Source organism: Pseudomonas sp. No.117 (assembly GCF_054558395.1).
Genome location: NZ_BAAJNP010000003.1, coordinates 492,581 through 518,369, shown reverse-complemented (window position 1 = coordinate 518,369; position 25,789 = coordinate 492,581). Strand labels below are relative to the sequence as shown.

Sequence of the window (25,789 nt, the reverse complement as noted above, 5' to 3'; positions counted from 1 at the left end):
ATCAATGGCCTCCGCCTAAATGTTGCGGATCGACGAGCTGTTTGAACGCTGGCTTGGCGAACAGATAGCCCTGCATCAGCTCGATGCCGAGGTCACGCAGGCAATCGCGTTCCGCAGCGGTTTCCACGCCCTCGGCGATGACCTGGGTGCCGAACTCGCTGCACATGGCGATCACGCCGCGCACGATGGTACGGCGCACCCGGTCGCGGTCGATGTCGCGGATGAGGGCCATGTCGAGCTTGATCAGGTCCGGCTGGAAGTCGGCCAGCAGCGTCAGGCCGGAATGCCCGGCGCCGAAGTCGTCGATGGCGGTCTTGAAGCCGAATTGCTGATACTCGCGCAGGATGTGCGTCAGGTGGTTACTGGACACATGCTCCGTCTCCACCGTTTCGAAGATCAGCCGCTCCAGGGGAAAGCCGTGTTCGCGAGCGGCAGCCAGGGTGCTGCGGATACACAGCTCGGGACGGTAGACGGCATTGGGCAGGAAGTTGATCGACAGACTTTCCTGCATGCCCAGCGCCGCTGCGGTGGCGATGGCCTTGGTGCGGCACAGCTGGTCGAAGCGATAGCGGTTGCTGTCGGTGACCTGATTGAGCACCGACAGCGCGCCCTCGCCGCCCGGTCCGCGAACCAGGGCTTCCCGGGCGAAGACCGCGCTCTTGCCCAGGTCCACGATGGGTTGGTAGGCAAAGTCGAAGTCGAAGCCCAGGGGTTCCGACTGCTGGCAGCCCGCACAACGGGTCTGCCCGGTAAGGTCGGAAGGAAAGAATGTGGTCATGGCTCTCCAGAGGCGCGCTTGCAGCGTCGGTCTGATGGTTTAGAGTTCTTGAGACGAGGCTAGGACCCGACAGGAGACCTTTTATTCGATGCATGCAGTAGATCACAGTGAAGAACGGATGCGCCTTGATAAATGGCTATGGGCGGCACGTTTTTTCAAGACCCGTGCGCTGGCCAAGGCTGCCCTCGAGGGAGGCAAGGTCCAGTGCCGCGGCGAGCGCTGCAAGCCCAGCAAGGAACCGCGCGTCGGCGATGTGCTTACCATCCGCCAGGGTCATGACGAAAAGACCGTGGTGATCGTCGCCCTGTCCCAGGACCGGCGCGGTGCGCCCGAGGCCCAGCAGCTCTATGCCGAGACGCCCGAAAGCGTCGCCGCCCGTGAGCAGGCGACGGCCGCCCGCAAGGCCGGCAATCTCGGCCTGCAGACCGACGGCCGCCCCACCAAGAAGCAGCGCCGCCAGATCCACCAGTTCCGCGAGTACGTCCACCCGTTCAACGACTGAATCCGTCGTCGCTCGCCGGATCCCTCCATCGGCCAGGCCCGTCCCGCGGGCCCGGCCTGCGCCGCGTCGGTCGACCTTCGCGGTCTTCCTCCTTATATAGGTAGTTCATGACTTCCCACGATTTCACCCAGCGCTTCCTGTTCGACGAAACCGATGTCCGCGGCGAGCTGGCCACCCTGGATCGCAGCTACGCCGAGGTCCTCGCCAAGCATCCCTATCCGGAGCCGGTGGCCCAGTTGCTGGGCGAGATGCTGGCGGCGGCGGCCCTGCTCTGCGGCACCCTGAAGTTCGAAGGGCTGCTGGTGCTGCAGGCGCGCTCCAGCGGTCCCATCCCGCTGCTCATGGTCGAGTGCTCCAGCGAGCGCGAGGTGCGCGGTATCGCCCGCTACGACGAAGCGGCGATCGCGGCCTCGGTAGCCCTGGACGAGCTGATGCCGGACGGCATCCTGACCCTCACCATAGATCCCCGCCACGGTCAGCGTTACCAGGGCATCGTTCCCCTGGAGGGCGCCAACCTGGCGGAATGCCTGTCGGGCTATTTCGCTACGTCCGAGCAGCTGCCCACCCGCTTCTGGCTGAATGCCGATGGCCGTCGCGCCCGCGGCCTGCTGCTGCAGCAGCTTCCGCCGGCGCGCATCAAGGATGCCCAGGCCCGCCAGGACAGCTGGGAGCACGTGGTCACCCTGGCCGATACCTTGACAGCGGAAGAGCTGCTGGGCCTCGACAACCCGGTGATCCTGCACCGCCTGTTCCACGAGGAAACGGTACGCCTGTTCGACGGCCAGGGGGTGGCCTTCAACTGCAGCTGTTCGCGCGATCGAGCCGCCAATGCCCTGGTCAGCATGGGGCAGGCGGACGTCGAGAGCCTGCTCGATGAACAGCAGGGGAAAATTCAGGTCGATTGTCAGTTTTGCAATGAGCAGCAGGTGTTCGACGCCGCCGATATCGCGCAGATTTTTGCGGGCGGCGGCACGCAAACCCCAGGAAATACCCGCCACTAGCCGTTGCAATTGCCCGAAGGCTTTCTGGCATAATCCCGCAACGTGTAGTTCTGCCGTGTAAGAGCTACAAGCATGAGGAACGGCCCAGGGCCATGGGGAACGAAATGACGAAAGCCAACGTGTATACCGATATCAGCGTCGCGCAGTTAGTGGAAGAGTCCCTGCGACGTGGCGAAGGAGAGCTGGCCGCCAACGGCTCGCTGGTCGTCAGGACGGGGCATCGCACGGGGCGTTCGCCGGTTGACCGCTTCATCGTCGAGGAAGCCTCCACGCGCGCTGCCATTCACTGGGGGCCGATCAACCGGCCCTTCCCGGAGGAGAAGTTCGCTCCTCTGTGGGAGCGCGTCAGTGCCTACCTGGACGAGCGTGATCACTTCGTCTCCCACGTGCATGTAGGCGCCGACGTCGAGCACTACCTGCCCGTCATCATGCGCACCGAGACCGCCTGGCACAACCTGTTCGGCCGCTGCCTGTTCATCAATCCGGCCGAGTACAACCCCCAGTCCAAGCCGGCCTGGGAAATCCTCAACGCCCCGGAGTTCGTCTGCGAGCCGGAGCGGGACGGTACCAATTCCGACGGTACCGTCATCATCAACTTCGCGGCGCGCAAGGTGCTCATCGCCGGCATGCGCTACGCGGGCGAGATGAAGAAGGCCATGTTCTCCGTGCAGAACTTCCTGCTGCCGGAAAAGGACGTGCTGCCGATGCACTGCGCGGCCAACGTGGGCGAGGAGGGCGATGTCACCCTGTTCTTCGGTCTGTCCGGTACCGGCAAGACCACCCTGTCCGCCGACCAGAGCCGCTACCTCATCGGTGATGACGAGCACGGCTGGGGCGTGGGCACCGTCTTCAACATGGAGGGCGGCTGCTACGCCAAGTGCATCGACCTGTCCGAGAAGAACGAGCCGGTCATCTGGAAGGCCATCCAGTTCGGTGCCGTGCTGGAGAACGTGGTCCTCGATCCGCAGACCCGTGAACCCAACTACGCCGACGACAGCCTGACCCAGAACAGCCGTGCCGCCTACCCGCGCGAGCTGATCGACAAGCGCGCCGAGCACAACCTGGGTGGCGAGCCCAATGCGGTCATCTTCCTGACCTGCGACCTCACCGGTGTGCTCCCGCCGGTATCCATCCTTAATAATGAGCAGGCGGCCTATCACTTCCTGTCCGGCTACACTGCCCTGGTGGGCTCGACCGAGATGGGTTCCGGCCCGGGCATCAAGTCCACCTTCTCCACCTGCTTCGGCGCTCCCTTCTTCCCGCGCCCGGCCGCCGAATACGCCGATCTGCTGATCAAGCGTATCCAGGGCTTTGGGTCCAAGGTCTATCTGGTCAATACCGGCTGGACCGGCGGCGGTTACGGCGTCGGCAAGCGCTTCAACATCCCGACCACCCGTGCGGTGATCGCGGCCATCCAGAGCGGTGCCCTGATCGGTGCCGAGACCCGCCACGTGCCGGTGATCAACCTCGACGTCCCGGTCGCGGTGCCGGGCGTGGACACCGTCCTGCTCAATCCTCGTGATACCTGGCAGGACGGTGCGGCCTACGACGCGGCAGCGCGCGAGCTGGCCGGCAAGTTCGTCGAGAACTTCAAGAAGTTCTCCGGCGTGTCCGACGCCATCCTGGCGGCCGGCCCCCAGCTGTAACCGGAGCCCCAGCCTCCAGGCACAGGCCGCCGCAAGGCGGCCTTTGTTTTTTAAGCTTTTTTTGCATTCCGGGGTTGCGTAGTTCCAGCAGGTTGCATAAACTGCGCCCGCTTTCGCTGATAACGCCAGCGTGCGAGGCGAAAGCACTGATTGTTAAGGAGATTTTAAAAAGATCCTTGACAAGAGGAGGGCAGATGAAGAAAATGCCGCCTCACTTTGGAGGGGTTCCCGAGTGGCCAAAGGGATCAGACTGTAAATCTGACGTCGCAGACTTCGAAGGTTCGAATCCTTCCCCCTCCACCAGATTGCTAGAGCGCTTAGGCTCTGCGGGTATAGTTCAGTGGTAGAACCTCAGCCTTCCAAGCTGATGATGCGGGTTCGATTCCCGCTACCCGCTCCAGTTTGACTGGCAAATGTTTCGCTCATGTAGCTCAGTTGGTAGAGCACACCCTTGGTAAGGGTGAGGTCAGCGGTTCAAATCCGCTCATGAGCTCCATCTTAAAAGGCAGATATGAAAATATCTGCCTTTGTTTTAATGGCGGCATTGCTTTGCTCAATTCGTGAAGGGAGAGAGTGTCGATGGCTAAAGAAAAGTTTGAACGTAACAAGCCGCACCTGAACGTGGGCACCATCGGTCACGTTGACCATGGCAAGACCACCCTGACCGCTGCGCTGACCAAAGTCTGTGCCGACACCTGGGGCGGTTCCGCTCGTGGTTTCGACCAGATCGATAACGCGCCGGAAGAAAAGGCTCGCGGTATCACCATCAACACCTCCCACGTTGAGTACGACTCGGCGATCCGTCACTACGCGCACGTCGACTGCCCCGGCCACGCCGACTACGTGAAGAACATGATCACCGGTGCTGCCCAGATGGATGGCGCGATCCTGGTTTGCTCGGCTGCTGACGGCCCCATGCCGCAGACCCGCGAGCACATCCTGCTGTCCCGTCAGGTAGGCGTTCCCTACATCGTCGTGTTCCTGAACAAGGCCGACATGGTCGACGACGCCGAGCTGCTGGAACTGGTCGAGATGGAAGTTCGCGATCTGCTGAACACCTACGACTTCCCGGGCGACGACACCCCGATCGTCATCGGCTCCGCGCTGATGGCCCTGAACGGCAACGACGACAACGAAATGGGTACCTCCGCCGTGCGCAAGCTGGTCGAGACCCTGGACTCGTACATCCCCGAGCCCGAGCGTGCCATCGACAAGCCGTTCCTGATGCCGATCGAAGACGTGTTCTCGATCTCCGGTCGCGGTACCGTGGTGACCGGTCGCGTCGAGCGTGGCATCGTCAAGGTCCAGGAAGAAGTCGAGATCGTGGGCATCAAGGCCACCGTCAAGACCACCTGCACCGGCGTTGAAATGTTCCGCAAGCTGCTGGACGAAGGCCGTGCTGGCGAGAACGTCGGCGTGCTGCTGCGTGGCACCAAGCGTGAAGACGTGGAGCGTGGCCAGGTTCTGGCCAAGCCGGGCACCATCAAGCCGCACACCAAGTTCGAGTGCGAAGTGTATGTGCTGTCCAAGGAAGAAGGTGGTCGTCACACCCCGTTCTTCAAGGGCTACCGTCCGCAGTTCTACTTCCGGACCACCGACGTGACCGGTAACTGCGAACTGCCGGAAGGCGTCGAGATGGTAATGCCGGGCGACAACATCAAGATGGTTGTCACCCTGATCGCTCCGATCGCGATGGAAGACGGTCTGCGTTTCGCCATCCGTGAAGGCGGTCGTACCGTCGGCGCCGGCGTGGTTGCCAAGATCATCGAGTAATCGATTGATCTTGGGCTGTCAGGCCGGCATAATGGTCGGCCTGATTCAAGTTACAGGCCAGTAGCTCAATTGGCAGAGCGGCGGTCTCCAAAACCGCAGGTTGGGGGTTCGATTCCCTCCTGGCCTGCCAGATTCCCATCTGGCACTCCTTACAGGATTCATGCAATGAGCATCAAGGCGGAAGCCAAAGAGTCGCGCTTCGATGCGCTCAAGTGGCTGGTGGTTGTCGTTCTGGTGGTGATCGGCGTCGTTGCCAATCATTACTTCGCTGCTCAGTCCATCCTGTATCGAGTGGTAGGTCTGTTGGTGCTGGCGGCCATCGCTGCCTTTGTCGCACTGCAGACCGCCAAGGGGCAGGCCTTCTTCGGCTTGCTGAAAGACGCCCGTACCGAGATTCGCAAGGTTGTCTGGCCTACCCGGCAAGAGACCACCCAGACCACGCTCATCGTGGTCGCCGTGGTGCTCGTGATGGCTTTGTTGTTGTGGGGGCTCGACTCCCTGCTCGGTTGGCTGGTTTCCACGATTGTTGGTTGAAAGGGTTCGCCGTGGCTAAGCGTTGGTACGTCGTGCATGCCTACTCGGGTTACGAGAAGCATGTCATGCGTTCGTTGATCGAGCGCGTCAAGCTGCACGAAATGGAAGACCAGTTCGGCGACATTCTCGTGCCCACCGAAGAAGTGGTGGAAATGCGCAATGGCCAGAAGCGCAAGAGCGAGCGTAAGTTTTTCCCGGGCTACGTCCTGGTGCAGATGGAAATGAACGAAGGGACCTGGCACCTGGTCAAGGATACCCCTCGGGTCATGGGCTTCATCGGTGGTACTGCCGACAAGCCGGCACCCATCACCGATCGTGAGGCGGACGCCATCCTGCGTCGGGTCTCCGATAGCAGTGACAAGCCCAAGCCGAAGACCCTGTTCGAGGCTGGCGAGACGGTTCGCGTGGTTGACGGTCCGTTCGCTGACTTCAACGGCGTCGTCGAAGAAGTGAATTACGAAAAGAGCCGTATTCACGTGGCGGTACTGATCTTTGGTCGGTCCACCCCCGTGGAGCTCGAGTTCAGCCAGGTCGAAAAGGTCTAGGCTGTCCGCATCCCTCACCCCGTAGCCCAGGCTGCGGGGTTTTGTCGTCACTGGGATATAGCAAGTAATTGGGGAGCCCCGCGGGGCGCTGAACCCATCATTGGAGTAGCACATGGCTAAGAAGATTCAGGCTTACATCAAGCTGCAGGTTAAGGCCGCCCAAGCCAACCCGAGCCCGCCCGTCGGTCCGGCTCTGGGTCAGCACGGCGTCAACATCATGGAATTCTGCAAGGCGTTCAACGCCCGCACCCAGGGCATGGAGCCCGGTCTGCCCACCCCGGTGATCATCACCGTGTACAGCGACCGCAGCTTCACCTTCGAGATCAAGAGCACCCCGGCTTCCGTGCTGCTCAAGAAGGCCGCTGGCATCCAGAGCGGTTCCGCTCGCCCGAACACCCAGAAAGTGGGCACCGTCACCCGCGCTCAGCTGGAAGAGATCGCCAAGACCAAGAATGCCGATCTCACCGCCGCCGATATGGACGCCGCCGTGCGCACCATCGCCGGTTCCGCTCGTAGCATGGGTCTGAATGTGGAGGGCGTGTAATGGCCAAGCTCACTAAGCGTCAAAAGTCGATCGCCGAAAAAATCCAGGCCGGCAAGCAGTACGGCTTCGAAGAAGCCGCGGCCCTGCTGGCCGAGCTGTCCACCATCAAGTTCAAGGAGTCGGTCGACGTCTCCGTGAACCTGGGCGTGGATCCGCGTAAATCCGACCAGGTCGTCCGTGGCGCCACCGTGCTGCCCAACGGTACTGGCAAGTCGGTTCGCGTAGCCGTGTTCACCCAGGGTGCCAACGCCGAAGCCGCTCTGGCTGCCGGTGCCGAGAAAGTCGGCATGGACGACCTGGCTGCCGAGATGAAAGCCGGCGACCTGAACTACGACGTGGTCATCGCTTCGCCGGACGCCATGCGCGTCGTCGGTCAGCTGGGCCAGCTGCTCGGCCCGCGCGGCCTGATGCCCAACCCCAAGGTTGGCACCGTGACCCCGGACGTCGCTACCGCCGTCAAGAATGCCAAGGCTGGTCAGGTGCGTTTCCGTACCGACAAGAACGGCATCATCCACGCTTCCGTTGGCAAGATCGATTTCGAGCCCGTGAAGCTGAAGCAGAACGTCGAAGCCCTGCTGGCCGACCTGAAGCGCCTGAAGCCTTCGACCTCCAAGGGCATCTACGTCAAGCGCATCACCCTGAGCTCCACCATGGGCCCGGGTCTGCAGATCGACCAGGCTTCCCTGGAAGCCTAAGCAAGCTACAAGTCGCCGTGCCCTCGGGCGCGGCGCCAAGATTGGGGTCCCTGCCTGGCGGGGGCTGTCCAAGACCGTAGGGGACGCAGGTCTTAAACCGGGGAAACCCTAGCCTACGCAGATGGTGCTCCCGATTCGGTTACCGAGTCAGACACCAAAACGCCGCCCAGTCCATCGGGCGAAACGGTAACATCCAGGAGTTAAACCCGTGGCAATCAAACTCGAAGACAAGAAGGCTATCGTCGCTGAAGTCAACGAGGCTGCCCAAGGTGCCCTGTCCGCTGTCGTGGCCGATGCCCGTGGCGTGACTGTGGGTGCCATGACCGGACTCCGTAAAGAGGCCCGCGCGGCCGGTGTCTATGTGCGTGTCGTACGTAACACCCTGCTGCGTCGTGCCGTTGAAGGTACGTCTTTCGACGTCCTCAACGACACCTTCAAGGGCCCGACCCTGATCGCGTTCTCCCAGGAGCATCCGGGCGCTGCCGCCCGTATCTTCAAAGATTTCGCCAAGGGTCAGGACAAGTTCGAGATCAAGGCCGCCGCGTTCGAAGGCAAGCTCATTCCGGCTAACCAGATCGACGTATTGGCAACTCTGCCGACCTACGACGAAGCTGTGTCCCAGCTGATGAGCGTTATCCAGGGCGCTACCAGCAAGCTGGCTCGTACCCTCGCCGCCATTCGCGACCAAAAGGAAGCTGCCGCCGCCTAATCGCGCGTGCTGCGTTTCCTGCAAGTCTTTCTTATTATTTGCGGCCTGACGCCGCACCCTGTTATAGGAATCTAGAGTCATGGCTCTGACCAACGAAGACATCATCAACGCCGTATCCGAAATGTCCGTCATGCAAGTGGTGGAACTGATCAAGGCGATGGAAGAGAAGTTCGGCGTGACCGCCGCTGCCGCCGTTGCCGCTGGCCCGGCTGCTGCCGCTGCCGTCGTCGAAGAGCAGACCGAGTTCACCATCATGCTGACCGAAGCCGGTGAGAAGAAAGTGAACGTGATCAAGGTCGTTCGTGAACTGACCGGCCTGGGCCTGAAAGAAGCCAAGGCTGTCGTTGACGGCGCCCCGGGCGTGGTCAAGGAAGGCGTTTCCAAAGAGGAAGCCGAGGCTGCCAAGAAGTCTCTGGAAGAAGCAGGCGCCAAGGTCGAGCTCAAGTAAGTTCGGTTCTTGCGTCTACAGCCGCAACGTCTCACGTTCGGCTGATGGCTGGTGGCGAACGCCACCGGCCTTTTGCCGTTTTGTACAGGGCGAGCATATCCGCCCGGCAAAACGTGCGGTATCCACCTCGCTCTCGGGGTGCGGCAGACCAAGGGTTTGCCCGATTTTCCGGCTGCTCCCGTCGGAGAGGCCAAACAAGCTGGTGACCAAGCTGGGGAACGCTGATGGCTTACTCATACACTGAGAAAAAACGTATCCGCAAGGACTTTAGCAAGTTGCCGCACGTCATGGACGTGCCCTATTTGCTGGCTATCCAACTGGATTCGTACCGCGAATTCCTGCAGGCGGGCGCAGGCAAAGACCAGTTCCGCGATATCGGCCTGCATGCGGCCTTCAAGTCCGTTTTCCCGATTATCAGCTATTCCGGCAACGCGGCCCTGGAATACGTCGGCTATCGCCTGGGCGAGCCGGCTTTCGATGTGAAGGAATGCGTCCTGCGTGGCGTGACCTTCGCCGTCCCGCTGCGGGTCAAGGTTCGCCTGATCATTTTCGACCGCGAGTCGTCGAACAAGGCGATCAAGGACATCAAGGAGCAGGAAGTCTACATGGGGGAAATCCCCCTGATGACCGAGAACGGTACCTTCATCATCAACGGTACCGAGCGCGTCATCGTGTCCCAGCTGCACCGCAGCCCGGGCGTGTTCTTCGACCACGACCGCGGCAAGACCCACAGCTCGGGCAAGCTGCTGTACTCGGCGCGCATCATTCCCTACCGCGGCTCCTGGCTGGACTTCGAGTTCGATCCCAAGGACGCCGTCTTCGTCCGTATCGACCGTCGCCGCAAGCTGCCGGCCTCGGTACTGCTGCGTGCGCTCGGCTACAGCACCGAAGAAGTGCTGGACGCCTTCTATGACACCAACGTCTTCCACATCAAGGGCGAAACCCTGAATCTGGAACTGGTGCCCCAGCGCCTGCGTGGCGACATTGCCAGCTTCGACATCAAGGACAACACCGGCAAGGTGATCGTGGAGCAGGGCCGTCGCGTCACCGCTCGCCACATCAACCAGCTGGAGAAATCCGGTATCACCGAGCTGGAGGTGCCCTTCGATTACGTCATTGGCCGTACCACCGCCAAGGCTATCGTGCACCCGTCCACCGGCGAGATCATCGCCGAGTGCAACACCGAGCTGACCCTGGACATGCTGGCCAAGATGGCCAAGGCCAATGTGGTGCGGCTCGAGACGCTGTACACCAACGACATCGACTGCGGTCCGTTCATCTCCGATACCCTGAAGATCGACTCCACCGGCAACCAGCTGGAAGCCCTGGTCGAGATCTACCGGATGATGCGCCCTGGCGAGCCGCCGACCAAGGAAGCTGCCGAGACCCTGTTCAACAACCTGTTCTTCAGTGCCGAGCGTTACGACCTGTCCGCCGTCGGCCGCATGAAGTTCAACCGCCGTATCGGTCGCGATGCCATCGAAGGCTCGGGCGTGCTGAGCCGCGAAGACATCGTCGACGTGCTCAAGACCCTGGTCGACATCCGTAACGGCAAGGGCATCGTCGACGACATCGACCACCTGGGCAACCGTCGTGTCCGTTGCGTCGGCGAGATGGCCGAGAACCAGTTCCGCGTGGGCCTGGTGCGGGTGGAGCGTGCCGTCAAGGAACGCCTGTCCATGGCCGAGAGCGAAGGCCTGATGCCACAGGACCTGATCAATGCCAAGCCGGTGGCCGCCGCGATCAAGGAATTCTTCGGTTCCAGCCAGCTGTCCCAGTTCATGGACCAGAACAACCCGCTGTCGGAGATCACCCACAAGCGTCGCGTCTCCGCACTCGGCCCGGGCGGTCTGACCCGTGAGCGCGCTGGCTTCGAAGTCCGTGACGTACACCCGACGCACTACGGCCGGGTCTGCCCGATCGAAACGCCGGAAGGTCCGAACATCGGTCTGATCAACTCCCTGGCTGCCTATGCCCGCACCAACCAGTACGGCTTCCTCGAGAGCCCGTACCGCATGGTCAAGGACGGCGTGGCCACCGACGAGATCGTCTTCCTGTCGGCCATCGAAGAAGCCAACCACGTGATCGCCCAGGCCTCCGCAGGGCTGGACGAGAACAACCGGCTGATCGACGAGCTGGTCGCCGTGCGTCACCTGAACGAATTCACCGTCAAGGCGCCCGAAGACGTCACCCTGATGGACGTTTCGCCCAAGCAGGTCGTCTCCGTCGCCGCCTCGCTGATTCCGTTCCTCGAACACGACGACGCCAACCGCGCGCTGATGGGTTCCAACATGCAGCGTCAGGCCGTGCCGACCCTGCGTTCGGACAAGCCGCTGGTGGGTACCGGCATGGAGCGCAACGTCGCCCGTGACTCCGGCGTCTGCGTCGTGGCTCGTCGTGGTGGCGTGATCGACTCGGTCGACGCCAGCCGTATCGTGGTACGCGTCAACGATGACGAAGTCGAGACCGGTGAAGCCGGCGTCGACATCTACAACCTGACCAAGTACACCCGTTCCAACCAGAACACCTGCATCAACCAGCGTCCGCTGGTGAGCAAGGGTGATCAGGTGGCCAAGTTCGACATCCTGGCCGATGGCCCCTCGACCGACATGGGCGAGCTGGCACTGGGTCAGAACATGCGCGTGGCCTTCATGCCCTGGAACGGCTTCAACTTCGAAGACTCCATCTGTCTGTCGGAGCGCGTGGTCCAGGAAGACCGCTTCACCACCATCCACATCCAGGAACTGACCTGTGTGGCCCGTGACACCAAGCTCGGCCCGGAGGAGATCACCTCCGACATCCCGAACGTGGGTGAGGCTGCGCTGAACAAGCTGGACGAGGCCGGTATCGTCTACGTCGGTGCCGAGGTCGGTGCCGGTGACATCCTGGTCGGCAAGGTCACGCCCAAGGGCGAAACCCAGCTGACCCCGGAAGAGAAGCTGCTGCGCGCCATCTTCGGCGAGAAGGCCAGCGACGTGAAGGACACCTCCCTGCGCGTGCCCACCGGCACCAAGGGTACCGTCATCGACGTCCAGGTCTTCACCCGTGACGGCGTCGAGCGCGACTCCCGCGCCCTGGCCATCGAGAAGTCCCAGCTCGACGAGATCCGCAAGGATCTGAACGAAGAGTTCCGCATCGTCGAAGGCGCGACCTTCGAGCGTCTGCGTCAGGCGCTGGTCGGTCAGGTCGCCGAAGGCGGTCCGGCGGTCAAGAAGGGTGCCGTCATCACCGACGAATACCTGAACGGCCTCGAGCGCGGTCAGTGGTTCAAGCTGCGCATGGCGGAAGATGCTCACAACGAGCAGCTGGAAAAGGCTCAGGCCTACCTGTCCGACCGTCGCCAGCTGCTGGACGACAAGTTCGAAGACAAGAAGCGCAAGCTGCAGCAGGGCGATGACCTGGCGCCGGGCGTACTGAAGATCGTCAAGGTCTACCTCGCCATCAAGCGCCGCATCCAGCCGGGCGACAAGATGGCCGGTCGTCACGGTAACAAGGGCGTGGTCTCGGTGATCATGCCGGTCGAAGACATGCCCTACGACGCCAACGGTACGCCGGTGGACATCGTGCTGAACCCGCTGGGCGTACCGTCGCGGATGAACGTCGGTCAGATCCTCGAAACCCACCTGGGCCTCGCGGCCAAGGGCCTGGGCGAGAAGATCAACGTGATGATCGAAGAGCAGCGCAAGGTCGCCGAACTGCGTGGCTTCCTGCACGAGATCTACAACGAGATCGGTGGCCGTCAGGAGAAGCTCGACGACCTGAGCGATCAGGAAATCCTCGACCTGGCGAAGAACCTGCGCGGCGGTGTCCCCATGGCCACGCCGGTGTTCGACGGTGCCAAGGAGCGCGAGATCAAGGCTATGCTGAAGCTGGCCGATCTGCCGGAGAGCGGCCAGATGCGTCTGTACGACGGCCGCACCGGCAATGCCTTCGAGCGCACCACCACCGTCGGCTACATGTACATGCTCAAGCTGAACCACCTGGTGGACGACAAGATGCACGCTCGTTCCACCGGTTCCTACAGCCTGGTTACCCAGCAGCCGCTGGGTGGTAAGGCGCAGTTCGGTGGTCAGCGTTTCGGGGAGATGGAGGTCTGGGCACTGGAGGCCTATGGCGCGGCTTACACCCTGCAGGAAATGCTGACGGTGAAGTCGGACGATGTGAACGGCCGGACCAAGATGTACAAGAACATCGTGGACGGGGATCACCGCATGGAGGCCGGCATGCCCGAGTCCTTCAACGTACTGATCAAGGAAATCCGCTCGCTCGGCATCGATATCGAACTGGAAACCGAATAACACGAGACCCTAGATGAGGCGACCGCGCGGCGGTCGCCTCCGGTCCGTGAGGAGGAAAGGCCTTGAAAGACTTGCTCAATCTGTTGAAAAACCAGGGTCAACTCGAAGAGTTCGATGCCATCCGTATCGGTCTGGCCTCGCCCGAGATGATTCGTTCCTGGTCGTTCGGTGAAGTGAAGAAGCCGGAGACCATCAACTACCGTACCTTCAAGCCGGAGCGCGACGGCCTGTTCTGCGCCAAGATCTTTGGCCCGGTCAAGGACTACGAGTGCCTGTGCGGAAAGTACAAGCGCCTCAAGCACCGCGGCGTGATCTGCGAGAAGTGCGGCGTGGAAGTCGCCCTGGCCAAGGTGCGCCGCGAGCGCATGGGCCACATCGAACTGGCTTCGCCGGTCGCCCACATCTGGTTCCTGAAGTCGCTGCCGTCCCGTATCGGTCTGCTGCTGGACATGACCCTGCGTGACATCGAGCGCGTGCTCTATTTCGAGAGCTACGTGGTGATCGACCCGGGCATGACCACCCTCGAGAAGTACCAGCTGCTCAACGACGAGCAGTACTTCGAGGCGCTGGAAGAGTTCGGCGACGACTTCGATGCTCGCATGGGTGCGGAAGCCGTGTTCCAGCTGCTCGGCGCCATTGATCTGGAGCACGAGATCGGCCGCCTGCGCGAAGAGATTCCGCAGACCAATTCCGAGACCAAGATCAAGAAGCTGTCCAAGCGCTTGAAGCTAATGGAAGCCTTCCAGGGCTCCGGCAACAAGCCGGAGTGGATGGTCATGACCGTGCTGCCCGTGCTGCCGCCGGACCTGCGTCCGCTGGTGCCGCTGGATGGCGGCCGCTTCGCGACCTCCGACCTGAACGATCTCTATCGTCGCGTCATCAACCGGAACAACCGCCTCAAGCGGCTGCTCGACCTCGCCGCGCCCGACATCATCGTGCGCAACGAGAAGCGCATGCTGCAGGAAGCCGTTGACGCCCTGCTGGACAACGGCCGTCGCGGTCGTGCCATCACCGGTTCCAACAAGCGCCCGCTGAAGTCCCTGGCCGACATGATCAAGGGCAAGCAGGGTCGTTTCCGTCAGAACCTGCTGGGCAAGCGCGTCGACTACTCCGGTCGTTCCGTGATCACCGTGGGCCCGACCCTGCGTCTGCACCAGTGCGGTCTGCCCAAGAAGATGGCCCTGGAGCTGTTCAAGCCGTTCATCTTCGGCAAGCTGGAAGCCCGTGGCATGGCGACCACCATCAAGGCCGCCAAGAAGATGGTCGAGCGCGAACTGCCCGAGGTCTGGGACGTTCTCGCCGAAGTCATCCGCGAACACCCCGTGCTGCTCAACCGCGCCCCGACCCTGCACCGTCTCGGTATCCAGGCGTTCGAGCCGGTCCTCATCGAAGGCAAGGCGATCCAGCTGCACCCGCTGGTCTGCGCCGCGTACAACGCCGACTTCGACGGTGACCAGATGGCCGTGCACGTGCCGCTGACGCTGGAAGCCCAGCTGGAAGCGCGCGCCCTGATGATGTCGACCAACAACATCCTGTCGCCCGCCAACGGCGAGCCGATCATCGTGCCGTCGCAGGACGTGGTCCTGGGTCTGTACTACATGACCCGTGAAGCCATCAACGCCAAGGGTGAAGGTCGCGTGTTCGCCGACCTGCAGGAAGTCGACCGCGTCTTCCGTGCCGGCGAAGCCGCCCTGCACGCCAAGGTCAAGGTGCGCATCAACGAGACCATCCGTCACAAGGACGGCAGCCTGACCAAGAACACCCGCATCGTCGACACCACCGTCGGCCGCGCGCTGCTGTTCCAGGTCGTGCCCGCCGGTCTGCCGTACGACGTGGTCAACCAGTCGATGAAGAAGAAGGCCATCTCCAAGCTGATCAACCACTGCTACCGCGTGGTGGGTCTGAAGGACACCGTCATCTTCGCCGACCAGCTGATGTACACCGGTTTCGCCTATTCGACCCTGTCCGGCGTCTCCATCGGCGTCAATGACTTCGTCATCCCCGACGAGAAGGCGCGCATCATCGATGCCGCCACCGCCGAGGTGAAGGAGATCGAGAGCCAGTACGCCTCCGGCCTGGTGACCCAGGGCGAGAAGTACAACAAGGTGATCGACCTCTGGTCGAAGGCCAACGACGAAGTGTCCAAGGCGATGATGACCAACCTCTCGAAAGAGAAGGTCATCGACCGCGAGGGCAAGGAAGTCGACCAGGAGTCCTTCAACTCCATGTACATGATGGCCGATTCCGGCGCCCGGGGTTCCGCGGCCCAGATTCGTCAGCTCGCTGGCATGCGTGGCCTGATGGCGAAGCCGGACGGCTCCATCATCGAGACGCCCATCACCGCCAACTTCCGTGAGGGCCTGAACGTACTCCAGTACTTCATCTCCACCCACGGTGCCCGTAAGGGTCTGGCGGATACCGCCCTGAAGACCGCGAACTCCGGTTACCTGACCCGTCGTCTCGTCGACGTGGCCCAGGACCTGGTGGTGACCGAGGTCGACTGCGGTACCGAGCGTGGCCTGATCATGACCCCGCACATCGAAGGCGGCGACGTGGTCGAGCCCCTGGGTGAGCGCGTTCTGGGTCGAGTCATCGCCCGTGACGTGCCCAAGCCGGGTACCGAAGAGATCATCGTGCCGGCCGGCACCCTGGTCGACGAGCGCTGGGTCGAGTTCCTCGAGCTCAACAGCGTCGACGAAGTCGTGGTGCGTTCGCCGATCACCTGCGAAACCCGCCATGGCATCTGCGCCAAGTGCTACGGTCGCGATCTGGCCCGTGGTCACCAGGTCAACATCGGTGAAGCGGTCGGCGTCATCGCCGCCCAGTCCATTGGTGAGCCGGGTACCCAGCTGACCATGCGTACCTTCCACATCGGTGGTGCGGCCAGCCGTACTTCCGCGGCCGACAGTGTCCAGGTCAAGAACGGCGGTGCCATCCGCCTGCACAACCTGAAGCACGTCGAACGTGCCGATGGTGCCCTGGTCGCCGTGTCCCGTTCCGGTGAGCTGGCCATCGCCGACGACTTCGGTCGTGAGCGCGAGCGCTACAAGCTGCCCTACGGTGCGGTGATTTCGGTCAAGGAAGGCGACAAGGTCGACGCTGGCGCCATCGTCGCCAAGTGGGACCCGCACACCCACCCCATCGTCACCGAGATGGACGGTACCGTGGCCTTCGTCGGCATGGAGGAGGGCATCACCATCAAGCGCCAGACCGACGAACTGACCGGTCTGACCAACATCGAGGTGCTCGACGCCAAGGATCGCCCGACTTCCGGCAAGGACATCCGTCCGGCGGTCAAGCTGATCGACGCCAACGGCAAGGACCTGCTGCTGCCGGGTACCGACGTACCGGCCCAGTACTTCCTGCCGCCGAACGCGCTGGTCAACCTGAGCGACGGTGCCAAGGTGCATGTGGGTGACGTTATCGCCCGTATCCCCCAGGAAACCTCCAAGACCCGCGACATCACCGGTGGTCTGCCCCGCGTGGCCGACCTCTTCGAAGCGCGTCGTCCCAAGGAGCCGGCGATCCTGGCGGAGATCAGCGGTACCATCTCCTTCGGCAAGGAAACCAAGGGCAAGCGTCGCCTGGTCATCACTCCGACCGACGGCACCGATCCCTACGAGGAGCTGATTCCGAAGTGGCGTCACCTGAACGTCTTCGAAGGCGAACAGGTCAGCCGCGGCGAAGTCATCTCCGACGGTCCGAGCAACCCGCACGACATCCTGCGTCTGCTGGGTGTCAGTGCGCTGGCCAAGTACATCGTCAACGAGATCCAGGACGTGTACCGCCTGCAGGGCGTGAAGATCAACGACAAGCACATCGAGACCATCCTGCGGCAGATGCTGCGCAAGGTCGAGGTGAGCGATACCGGCGACTCGAGCTTCATCAAGGGCGATCAGGTCGAACTGACCCACGTCCTGGAAGAGAACGAGCAGCTGGTCGGCAACGATCGCTTCGTCGCCAAGTACGAGCGCGTGCTGCTGGGTATCACCAAGGCTTCGCTGTCCACCGAGTCCTTCATCTCGGCTGCTTCCTTCCAGGAGACCACCCGTGTCCTGACCGAAGCCGCCGTGACCGGCAAGCGCGACTTCCTGCGCGGCCTGAAGGAAAACGTGGTGGTGGGTCGTCTGATCCCGGCCGGTACCGGTCTGGCCTACCACAGCGAGCGCAAGCGTCAGCGCGAACTCGGCAAGCCGCAGCGCGTGAGCGCCAGCGAGGCCGAAGCCGCCCTGACCGAAGCGCTGAACTCCAGCGCCAGCTGAGTTCGGTAGCGCGCTTCGCGTGACCAAGCCCCCGGCGCCTCAGGCGTCCGGGGGCTTTGTCTTGACTGGAGCTTGCAAGCTCTTTAGACTTTCGTTCCCCGAAAATGGGCAGGACTGACGTTCTGTCATTTCGTTTATGTCGCAAGACAATCAGTGGAGCTATAGATGGCAACTATCAACCAGCTGGTGCGTAGTGCACGCAAGCGTATCGTCGAGAAATCCGACGTACCTGCGCTGCAAAACTGCCCGCAACGTCGTGGCGTGTGCACCCGCGTGTACACCACCACTCCCAAGAAGCCCAACTCCGCACTGCGGAAGGTCTGCCGTGTACGTCTGACCAACGGCTTCGAAGTCACCTCCTACATCGGCGGTGAAGGTCACAACCTGCAGGAACACAGCGTCGTGCTGATCCGCGGTGGCCGGGTCAAGGATCTGCCGGGTGTGCGTTACCACACCGTGCGCGGCTCGCTGGACACCACCGGTGTGAAGGACCGCAAGCAGGGCCGTTCCAAGTACGGCACCAAGCGTCCGAAGTAATCACCTATTCTTTTTGTTCGAGTCGATAAGAGTAAGGTCGGGCAACGAGTCCCGAGCTAACCTGAAGACCGTTTTGAGGGCTTATCAATGCCAAGACGTCGTGTAGCGGCCAAGCGCGAAATACTTGACGATCCGAAATACGGAAGCCAGATCCTGGCCAAGTTCATGAACCACGTGATGGAAAGCGGCAAGAAAGCCGTTGCCGAGCGTATCGTTTATGGTGCTCTGGACAAGGTCAAGGAGCGTTCCAAGAACGCCGAACCCCTGGAAGTTTTCGAAAAAGCGCTCGACGCCATCGCTCCGCTGGTCGAAGTGAAGTCCCGCCGTGTCGGCGGTGCTACCTACCAGGTGCCGGTTGAGGTTCGTCCTTCCCGTCGTAATGCCCTGGCCATGCGCTGGCTGGTGGACTCCGCGCGCAAGCGTGGTGAGAAGTCCATGGCTCTGCGCCTGGCGGGTGAACTCATGGACGCTTTTGAAGGCAAGGGTGCCGCAGTCAAGAAGCGCGAAGACGTGCATCGCATGGCGGAAGCCAACAAGGCCTTCTCGCACTACCGCTTCTAAGCCTAGCGCTTCCAATCAAGCGAGGACCTTATGGCTCGTACAACCGCTATTAACCGCTATCGGAACATCGGTATCTGCGCCCACGTGGACGCAGGTAAGACGACTACTACCGAGCGGATTCTGTTCTACACCGGCGTGAACCACAAAATGGGTGAGGTTCACGACGGCGCTGCGACCATGGACTGGATGGTGCAGGAGCAGGAGCGTGGTATCACCATCACCTCCGCTGCCACCACCGCGTTCTGGTCCGGTTCGACCAAGCAGTACGACAAGTACCGCGTGAACATCATCGATACCCCCGGCCACGTGGACTTCACCATTGAGGTGGAGCGTTCCCTGCGCGTGCTGGACGGTGCGGTCGTAGTGTTCTGCGGCACCTCCGGTGTCGAGCCCCAGTCCGAAACCGTATGGCGTCAGGCCAACAAGTACGGCGTACCGCGCATCGTCTACGTGAACAAGATGGACCGTGCCGGCGCCAACTTCCTGCGCGTCGTCGAGCAGATCAAGAAGCGCCTGGGCCACACCCCGGTCCCGGTTCAGCTGGCCATCGGCTCGGAAGAGAACTTCCAGGGCCAGATCGACCTGCTGAAGATGAAGGCCATCTTCTGGAACGACGACGACCAGGGCATGACCTACCGCGAGGAAGAGATTCCTGCGGACATGCTGGCCGACGCCGAGCAGTGGCGCTCCAACATGGTCGAGGCTGCGGCCGAAGCCAACGAAGAGCTGATGAACAAGTACCTGGAGGAGGGCGAGCTGTCGATCGAAGAGATCAAGGCCGGCCTGCGTCAGCGTACCATCGCCTGCGAAATCGTCCCGGCTGTCTGCGGTTCGTCCTTCAAGAACAAGGGCGTGCCCCTGGTTCTGGACGCCGTCATCGACTTCCTGCCGGCGCCGATCGAGATTCCCGCGATCAAGGGTACCAACCCGGACAACGAGGAAATCACCGACGAGCGTCATGCGGACGACGACGAGCCCTTCTCGGCTCTGGCGTTCAAGATCGCCACCGACCCCTTCGTCGGTACCCTGACCTTCGCGCGCGTCTACTCGGGCGTCCTGAGCTCCGGTGACTCCGTCATCAACTCGGTGAAGGGCAAGAAGGAGCGCGTCGGCCGTATGGTGCAGATGCACGCCAACACCCGTGAAGAGATCAAGGAAGTTCGCGCTGGCGACATCGCCGCCCTGATCGGCATGAAGGACGTCACCACCGGTGACACCCTGTGCTCGATCGAGAAGCCGATCATCCTCGAGCGCATGGACTTCCCGGAGCCGGTGATCTCGGTCGCCGTCGAGCCGAAGACCAAGGCCGACCAGGAAAAGATGGGTATCGCGCTGGGCAAGCTGGCCCAGGAAGACCCGTCGTTCCGCGTCAAGACCGACGAAGAGTCCGGTCAGACCATCATCTCTGGCATGGGCGAGCTGCACCTGGACATCCTGGTGGACCGCATGAAGCGCGAATTCGGCGTGGAAGCGAACATCGGCAAGCCTCAGGTCGCCTACCGCGAAACCATCCGCAACACATGCGAGATCGAAGGCAAGTTCGTTCGCCAGTCGGGTGGTCGTGGCCAGTTCGGTCACTGCTGGATCCGCTTCGCGCCGGCTGACGAAGGTCAGGAAGGTCTGGAGTTCGTGAGCGAAGTCGTGGGTGGTGTGATTCCGAAGGAATACATCCCGGCGATCCAGAAGGGCATCGAAGAGCAGATGAAGAACGGTATCGTTGCCGGCTATCCGCTGCTCGGCCTGAAGGCCGCTGTGTTCGATGGTTCCTACCACGACGTCGACTCCAACGAGATGGCGTTCAAGATCGCTGCCTCCATGGCGACCAAGCAGCTCACCCAGAAGGGTGGTGCCGTGCTGCTCGAGCCGATCATGAAGGTCGAGGTCGTGACCCCGGAAGACTACATGGGCGACGTCATGGGCGACCTGAACCGTCGTCGTGGCCTGATCCAGGGTATGGAAGACACCGTGACCGGCAAGGTCATCCGTGCCGAGGTTCCGCTGGGCGAGATGTTTGGCTACGCTACGGATGTCCGCTCCATGTCTCAGGGTCGCGCAAGCTACTCCATGGAGTTCTCCAAGTACGCCGAAGCTCCGTCGAACATCGCCGAAGCCATCATCAAGAAACAAGCTTAATCAGCGCTTTGACTAGAGGTTTTATCTCGTGGCTAAAGAAAAATTCGAACGTAACAAACCGCACCTGAACGTGGGCACCATCGGTCACGTTGACCATGGCAAGACCACCCTGACCGCTGCGCTGACCAAAGTCTGTGCCGACACCTGGGGCGGTTCCGCTCGTGGTTTCGACCAGATCGACAACGCGCCGGAAGAAAAGGCTCGCGGTATCACCATCAACACCTCCCACGTTGAGTACGACTCGGCGATCCGTCACTACGCGCACGTCGACTGCCCCGGCCACGCCGACTACGTGAAGAACATGATCACCGGTGCTGCCCAGATGGACGGCGCGATCCTGGTTTGCTCGGCTGCTGACGGCCCCATGCCGCAGACCCGCGAGCACATCCTGCTGTCCCGTCAGGTAGGCGTTCCCTACATCGTCGTGTTCCTGAACAAGGCCGACATGGTTGACGACGCCGAGCTGCTGGAGCTGGTCGAGATGGAAGTTCGCGATCTGCTGAACACCTACGACTTCCCGGGCGACGACACCCCGATCGTCATCGGCTCCGCGCTGATGGCCCTGAACGGCAACGACGACAACGAAATGGGTACCTCCGCCGTGCGCAAGCTGGTCGAGACCCTGGACTCGTACATCCCCGAGCCCGAGCGTGCCATCGACAAGCCGTTCCTGATGCCGATCGAAGACGTGTTCTCGATCTCCGGTCGCGGTACCGTGGTGACCGGTCGCGTCGAGCGTGGCATCGTCAAGGTCCAGGAAGAAGTCGAGATCGTGGGCATCAAGGCCACCGTCAAGACCACCTGCACCGGCGTTGAAATGTTCCGCAAGCTGCTGGACGAAGGCCGTGCTGGCGAGAACGTCGGCGTGCTGCTGCGTGGCACCAAGCGTGAAGACGTGGAGCGTGGCCAGGTTCTGGCCAAGCCGGGCACCATCAAGCCGCACACCAAGTTCGAGTGCGAAGTGTACGTGCTGTCCAAGGAAGAAGGTGGTCGTCACACCCCGTTCTTCAAGGGCTACCGTCCGCAGTTCTACTTCCGGACCACCGACGTGACCGGTAACTGCGAACTGCCGGAAGGCGTCGAGATGGTGATGCCGGGCGACAACATCAAGATGGTTGTCACCCTGATCGCTCCGATCGCGATGGAAGACGGTCTGCGTTTCGCCATCCGTGAAGGCGGTCGTACCGTCGGCGCCGGCGTGGTTGCCAAGATCATCGAGTAATCGATTGATCTGAAACGGAAAAAAGGCCCTTCGGGGCCTTTTTTCTTGCCCCGCGAAATTGACAGATGGCAAAAGAGGCGTTCTTGACAGTCGCCGGCGACATCCTTAGAATTGCGCCTCCTTTAATCGGGCACCTTTTTGCCCGAGGGGAAAGCTTGGAGTCTGAGGTCAAATGCAAAATCAACAAATCCGTATTCGGTTGAAGGCTTTTGATCATCGCCTGATCGATCAATCCACCCAGGAAATCGTGGAAACCGCGAAACGTACTGGTGCTCAGGTGCGTGGTCCGATTCCTCTGCCAACCCGCAAGGAACGTTACACAGTGCTGATTTCTCCGCACGTCAACAAGGACGCTCGTGACCAGTACGAAATTCGTACCCACAAGCGTGTGCTCGACATCGTTCAGCCCACCGACAAGACCGTCGATGCGCTGATGAAGCTCGATCTCGCCGCTGGCGTTGAAGTGCAAATCAGCCTCGGCTGAGACCGTCAAGGTTTCAGTCGTGTAACGCTCTGAAATGGGCGGCCATAGCGGGTGAAAGCCCCGTACACTCAAGAGGTTCTCAACATGACGATTGGTGTAGTCGGTCGTAAATGCGGCATGACCCGCGTTTTCACCGAAGAAGGCGTTTCCGTTCCGGTTACGGTCATCGAGATCGAGCCGAATCGCGTAACCCAATTCAAAAGCGAAGAAACCGATGGCTACCGTGCCATTCAGGTGACCGTGGGCGAGCGTCGTGCTTCCCGCGTGACCAAGGCGCAAGCCGGTCACTTCGCCAAGGCCAGCGTTGCCGCTGGTCGTAGCGTCCTCGAATTCCGCCTGGAAGACGGTGAGTACAAGGCCGGTGACGAAGTCACTGTAGCCCTGTTCGAAGCCGGACAGATGGTTGATGTCACTGGCCAGTCCAAAGGTAAGGGCTACGCCGGTACCATCAAGCGCTGGAACTTCCGTGGTCAGGACAACACCCACGGTAACTCCGTTTCCCACCGTGCACCTGGTTCCATCGGCCAGTGCCAGACTCCTGGTCGAGTGTTCAAGGGCAAGAAAATGTCCGGTCACCTGGGTGCGGAGCGTGTAACCGTTCAGTCGCTGGAAGTCGTGCGTGTAGACGCCGAGCGCAACCTGCTGCTGGTCAAGGGTGCCGTCCCCGGCGCGCCGGGTGGTGACGTGATCGTGCGTCCCGCTGTCAAGGCCCGTGGTTGAGAGGAGAGAGAACATGCAACTCAATGTGAATGGCTCTCAAGCTATCGAAGTCTCCGAGCACACCTTCGGCGGTGAATTCAACGAGACCCTGGTTCACCAGGCAGTCGTCGCCTACATGGCTGGCGGTCGTCAGGGCACCCGTGCCCAGAAGACCCGCTCCGAAGTCCGTGGCGGTGGCAAGAAGCCCTGGCGTCAGAAGGGCAGCGGTCGTGCCCGTGCCGGTACCATCCGCAGCCCCATCTGGCGTTCCGGTGGCGTGGCTTTCGCAGCCAAGCCCCAGGATCACAGCCAGAAGCTGAACAAGAAGATGTACCGCGCTGCACTGCGCTCCATCCTCGCCGAGCTGGTCCGTCTGGACCGTCTGGTCGTGGTTGACGACTTCGCCGTCGACGCGCCCAAGACCAAGACCCTGGTCAGCAAGCTGGACGGCCTGGGCCTGAGCGACGTGCTGATCGTGACCGATGCTGTCGACCAGAACCTGTATCTGGCCGCCCGCAACCTGCCTTTCGTCGACGTGCGTGATGTCCAGGGTTCCGACCCGGTCAGCCTGATCGCCTACGACAAGGTGCTGGTCACTGTGTCCGCCGTGAAGAAATTCGAGGAGCTGCTGGCATGAACCAGGAACGCGTATTCAAAGTGCTGCTTGGCCCGCACATCTCCGAGAAGGCCACCATGCTGGCGGACAGCCAGAAGCAGTTCGTATTCAAGGTTGCCACCGATGCAACCAAGCTGGAAATCAAGAAGGCCGTCGAGCAGCTGTTCGAGGTCAAGGTTCGCAGCGTCAGCACCCTGAACGTCCAGGGCAAGACCAAGCGTACCGCTCGTGGTCTGGGCAAGCGTAACGACTGGAAAAAAGCGTACATCGCGCTCCAGCCGGGCCAGGATCTCGACTTTTCCAGCAGCGCCGAGTAATCAGGGGGCATCATGGCAATCGTAAAATGCAAGCCGACCTCCGCTGGCCGCCGCTTTGTGGTCAAGGTGGTCAACGCTGATCTGCACAAGGGCGCGCCTTACGCTCCTTTGCTGGAGAAGAAGAGCAAGTCCGGCGGCCGTAACAACAACGGTCGTATCACCACTCGTCACATCGGCGGTGGTCACAAGCAGCACTATCGTCTGGTCGATTTCCGTCGCAACAAGGATGGCATCCCTGCCGTCGTTGAGCGTATCGAATACGATCCGAACCGTACTGCGCACATCGCTCTGCTGAAGTACGCCGATGGCGAGCGTCGCTACATCATCGCCCCCAAGGGTGTTGTTGCTGGTGATCAGCTGCTGTCCGGCGCTGGCGCTCCCATCAAGGCCGGCAACAACCTGCCGCTGCGCAACGTCCCGGTCGGTAGCACCGTCCACGGTATCGAGCTGAAGCCTGGCAAAGGCGCTCAGATCGCTCGTTCCGCCGGTACCTCCGCTCAGCTGGTCGCCCGCGAAGGCGCCTACGTCACCGTGCGCCTGCGCAGCGGTGAAATGCGCAAGGTGCTGTCCGAGTGCCGTGCCACCCTGGGCGAAGTGTCCAACGGTGAACACAGCCTGCGTTCGCTGGGTAAGGCCGGTGCCACCCGCTGGCGTGGCGTGCGTCCGACCGTTCGTGGTGTTGCCATGAACCCGGTCGATCACCCGCACGGTGGTGGTGAAGGTCGTACTTCCGGTGGCCGTCATCCGGTTTCGCCATGGGGCGTCAAGACCAAGGGTCTCAAGACGCGCTCCAACAAGCGTACCGACAAGATGATTGTCCGTCGCGGCAAGTAATCAGTAGAGGATTCGACTGTGCCCCGTTCTCTGAAGAAAGGTCCTTTTATCGATCTTCACCTGTTGAAGAAGATCGAAGTCGCGGTGGAAAAAAACGAGCGCAAGCCGATCAAGACCTGGTCGCGTCGTTCGATGATCCTGCCGCAGATGGTCGGCCTGACCATCGCTGTGCACAACGGTCGTCAACATGTCCCCGTTCTGGTGAACGAAGACATGGTCGGCCACAAACTCGGCGAGTTCGCTGCTACCCGCACCTATCGCGGTCATGCGGCTGACAAGAAAGCCAAGCGTTAAGGGGTAAGGAAGATGGAAGTAGCCGCTAAGCTGTCGGGCGCTCGTATCTCCGCCCAGAAAGCCCGCTTGGTCGCCGACCAGATCCGCGGGAAGAAGGTGGGCGAAGCGCTCAACCTGTTGACTTTCAGCAGCAAGAAAGCCGCTGAAATCATGAAGAAAGTGCTGGAGTCGGCCGTGGCCAACGCCGAGCACAATGAAGGCGCCGACGTGGATGACCTGAAGGTTTCCACTGTCTTCGTAAACGAAGGTCGTTCGCTCAAGCGCATCATGCCGCGTGCCAAAGGTCGTGCTGATCGCATCGTGAAGCGGTCTTGCCATATCACGGTCAAGGTTGCGGACAAGTAACGGAGTCGATCA

The 25,789-nt window shown here is 61.5% G+C and carries 24 protein-coding genes and 4 tRNA genes; 27 read left to right on the top strand and 1 reads right to left on the bottom strand.

Annotated elements, in window-relative coordinates; all coding sequences use genetic code 11:
• Window position 1: 1 nt before the first annotated feature.
• Window positions 2-778: a S6 modification regulatory phosphodiesterase RimA gene (rimA, locus tag ACYJP6_RS09220; protein ID WP_459474702.1), complete on the bottom strand. Its 777-nt coding sequence runs from the start codon at window positions 776-778 to the stop codon at window positions 2-4.
• A gap of 118 nt (window positions 779-896) precedes the next feature.
• On the opposite strand from rimA, the gene ACYJP6_RS09215 reads away from it, so the two are divergent.
• The 27 genes from ACYJP6_RS09215 (at window position 897) to rplV (ending at window position 25,777) form a co-directional block, all read left to right on the top strand.
• Window positions 897-1,280, top strand: coding sequence for an RNA-binding S4 domain-containing protein (locus tag ACYJP6_RS09215; protein ID WP_459474815.1), 384 nt, complete (start codon window positions 897-899; stop codon window positions 1,278-1,280).
• A gap of 107 nt (window positions 1,281-1,387) precedes the next feature.
• Window positions 1,388-2,281, top strand: coding sequence for an Hsp33 family molecular chaperone HslO (gene hslO / locus ACYJP6_RS09210; protein ID WP_459474701.1), 894 nt, complete (start codon window positions 1,388-1,390; stop codon window positions 2,279-2,281).
• Window positions 2,282-2,385: 104 nt separating this feature from the next.
• A complete protein-coding gene (locus ACYJP6_RS09205) occupies window positions 2,386-3,927 on the top strand; it encodes a phosphoenolpyruvate carboxykinase (RefSeq protein WP_459474700.1) in 1,542 nt (513 codons plus the stop codon).
• A gap of 218 nt (window positions 3,928-4,145) precedes the next feature.
• Window positions 4,146-4,230 (top strand) — tRNA-Tyr (locus ACYJP6_RS09200).
• Between the two features lie 23 nt (window positions 4,231-4,253).
• Window positions 4,254-4,327 (top strand) — tRNA-Gly (locus ACYJP6_RS09195).
• 20 nt (window positions 4,328-4,347) lie between these two features.
• Window positions 4,348-4,423: transfer RNA gene (locus ACYJP6_RS09190), tRNA-Thr, on the top strand.
• An 83-nt stretch (window positions 4,424-4,506) separates the two neighbouring features.
• Window positions 4,507-5,700, top strand: a complete 1,194-nt coding sequence (gene tuf / locus ACYJP6_RS09185; RefSeq protein ID WP_459474696.1) for an elongation factor Tu — start codon at window positions 4,507-4,509, stop codon at window positions 5,698-5,700.
• Between the two features lie 54 nt (window positions 5,701-5,754).
• Window positions 5,755-5,830, top strand: a tRNA-Trp gene (locus ACYJP6_RS09180).
• 35 nt (window positions 5,831-5,865) lie between these two features.
• Window positions 5,866-6,234: a preprotein translocase subunit SecE gene (secE, locus tag ACYJP6_RS09175; protein WP_059316468.1), complete on the top strand. Its 369-nt coding sequence runs from the start codon at window positions 5,866-5,868 to the stop codon at window positions 6,232-6,234.
• Between the two features lie 11 nt (window positions 6,235-6,245).
• Window positions 6,246-6,779 (top strand): transcription termination/antitermination protein NusG, encoded by a 534-nt coding sequence (gene nusG / locus ACYJP6_RS09170; RefSeq protein ID WP_007163096.1) that lies wholly within the window; start codon window positions 6,246-6,248, stop codon window positions 6,777-6,779.
• Window positions 6,780-6,891: 112 nt separating this feature from the next.
• Window positions 6,892-7,323 carry a 50S ribosomal protein L11 gene (gene rplK, locus ACYJP6_RS09165; protein WP_145013123.1) on the top strand — a complete coding sequence of 144 codons (432 nt, stop codon included), beginning with the start codon at window positions 6,892-6,894 and terminating at the stop codon, window positions 7,321-7,323.
• The gene (gene rplA / locus ACYJP6_RS09160; protein WP_459474699.1) at window positions 7,323-8,018 is read left to right on the top strand and encodes a 50S ribosomal protein L1; all 696 of its coding nucleotides are present in this window, start codon (window positions 7,323-7,325) and stop codon (window positions 8,016-8,018) included. The genes rplK and rplA overlap by 1 nt, the downstream gene beginning before the upstream one ends.
• A 208-nt stretch (window positions 8,019-8,226) precedes the next feature.
• Entirely contained in the window at window positions 8,227-8,727 is a 501-nt protein-coding gene (gene rplJ, locus ACYJP6_RS09155; protein WP_017641868.1) for a 50S ribosomal protein L10, read from the top strand.
• Window positions 8,728-8,806: 79 nt separating this feature from the next.
• The gene (rplL, locus tag ACYJP6_RS09150; protein WP_059232158.1) at window positions 8,807-9,175 is read left to right on the top strand and encodes a 50S ribosomal protein L7/L12; all 369 of its coding nucleotides are present in this window, start codon (window positions 8,807-8,809) and stop codon (window positions 9,173-9,175) included.
• A gap of 224 nt (window positions 9,176-9,399) precedes the next feature.
• Window positions 9,400-13,473, top strand: a complete 4,074-nt coding sequence (gene rpoB / locus ACYJP6_RS09145) for a DNA-directed RNA polymerase subunit beta (RefSeq protein ID WP_459474698.1) — start codon at window positions 9,400-9,402, stop codon at window positions 13,471-13,473.
• A gap of 62 nt (window positions 13,474-13,535) precedes the next feature.
• On the top strand, window positions 13,536-17,735 hold the full coding sequence (gene rpoC / locus ACYJP6_RS09140) for a DNA-directed RNA polymerase subunit beta' (protein ID WP_017641871.1): 4,200 nt from the start codon (window positions 13,536-13,538) through the stop codon (window positions 17,733-17,735).
• Window positions 17,736-17,900: 165 nt separating this feature from the next.
• The gene (rpsL, locus tag ACYJP6_RS09135; RefSeq protein WP_007163089.1) at window positions 17,901-18,272 is read left to right on the top strand and encodes a 30S ribosomal protein S12; all 372 of its coding nucleotides are present in this window, start codon (window positions 17,901-17,903) and stop codon (window positions 18,270-18,272) included.
• An 87-nt stretch (window positions 18,273-18,359) separates the two neighbouring features.
• Entirely contained in the window at window positions 18,360-18,833 is a 474-nt protein-coding gene (gene rpsG, locus ACYJP6_RS09130; protein ID WP_007163088.1) for a 30S ribosomal protein S7, read from the top strand.
• Window positions 18,834-18,863: 30 nt separating this feature from the next.
• Window positions 18,864-20,966: an elongation factor G gene (gene fusA, locus ACYJP6_RS09125; RefSeq protein ID WP_459474697.1), complete on the top strand. Its 2,103-nt coding sequence runs from the start codon at window positions 18,864-18,866 to the stop codon at window positions 20,964-20,966.
• Window positions 20,967-20,994: 28 nt separating this feature from the next.
• On the top strand, window positions 20,995-22,188 hold the full coding sequence (gene tuf / locus ACYJP6_RS09120) for an elongation factor Tu (RefSeq protein ID WP_459474696.1): 1,194 nt from the start codon (window positions 20,995-20,997) through the stop codon (window positions 22,186-22,188).
• Between the two features lie 172 nt (window positions 22,189-22,360).
• Window positions 22,361-22,672, top strand: a complete 312-nt coding sequence (rpsJ, locus tag ACYJP6_RS09115; protein ID WP_003243886.1) for a 30S ribosomal protein S10 — start codon at window positions 22,361-22,363, stop codon at window positions 22,670-22,672.
• Window positions 22,673-22,756: 84 nt separating this feature from the next.
• Window positions 22,757-23,392 (top strand): 50S ribosomal protein L3, encoded by a 636-nt coding sequence (gene rplC / locus ACYJP6_RS09110; RefSeq protein ID WP_058760898.1) that lies wholly within the window; start codon window positions 22,757-22,759, stop codon window positions 23,390-23,392.
• 13 nt (window positions 23,393-23,405) lie between these two features.
• A complete protein-coding gene (gene rplD / locus ACYJP6_RS09105) occupies window positions 23,406-24,008 on the top strand; it encodes a 50S ribosomal protein L4 (RefSeq protein WP_017640279.1) in 603 nt (200 codons plus the stop codon).
• Window positions 24,005-24,304, top strand: coding sequence for a 50S ribosomal protein L23 (gene rplW, locus ACYJP6_RS09100; protein ID WP_007161249.1), 300 nt, complete (start codon window positions 24,005-24,007; stop codon window positions 24,302-24,304). The genes rplD and rplW overlap by 4 nt, the downstream gene beginning before the upstream one ends.
• Window positions 24,305-24,316: 12 nt before the next feature.
• Window positions 24,317-25,138 carry a 50S ribosomal protein L2 gene (rplB, locus tag ACYJP6_RS09095; protein ID WP_459474695.1) on the top strand — a complete coding sequence of 274 codons (822 nt, stop codon included), beginning with the start codon at window positions 24,317-24,319 and terminating at the stop codon, window positions 25,136-25,138.
• An 18-nt stretch (window positions 25,139-25,156) separates the two neighbouring features.
• Window positions 25,157-25,432 (top strand): 30S ribosomal protein S19, encoded by a 276-nt coding sequence (gene rpsS, locus ACYJP6_RS09090; protein WP_007161247.1) that lies wholly within the window; start codon window positions 25,157-25,159, stop codon window positions 25,430-25,432.
• A gap of 12 nt (window positions 25,433-25,444) precedes the next feature.
• A complete protein-coding gene (gene rplV / locus ACYJP6_RS09085) occupies window positions 25,445-25,777 on the top strand; it encodes a 50S ribosomal protein L22 (protein ID WP_007161246.1) in 333 nt (110 codons plus the stop codon).
• Window positions 25,778-25,789 lie beyond the last annotated feature (12 nt).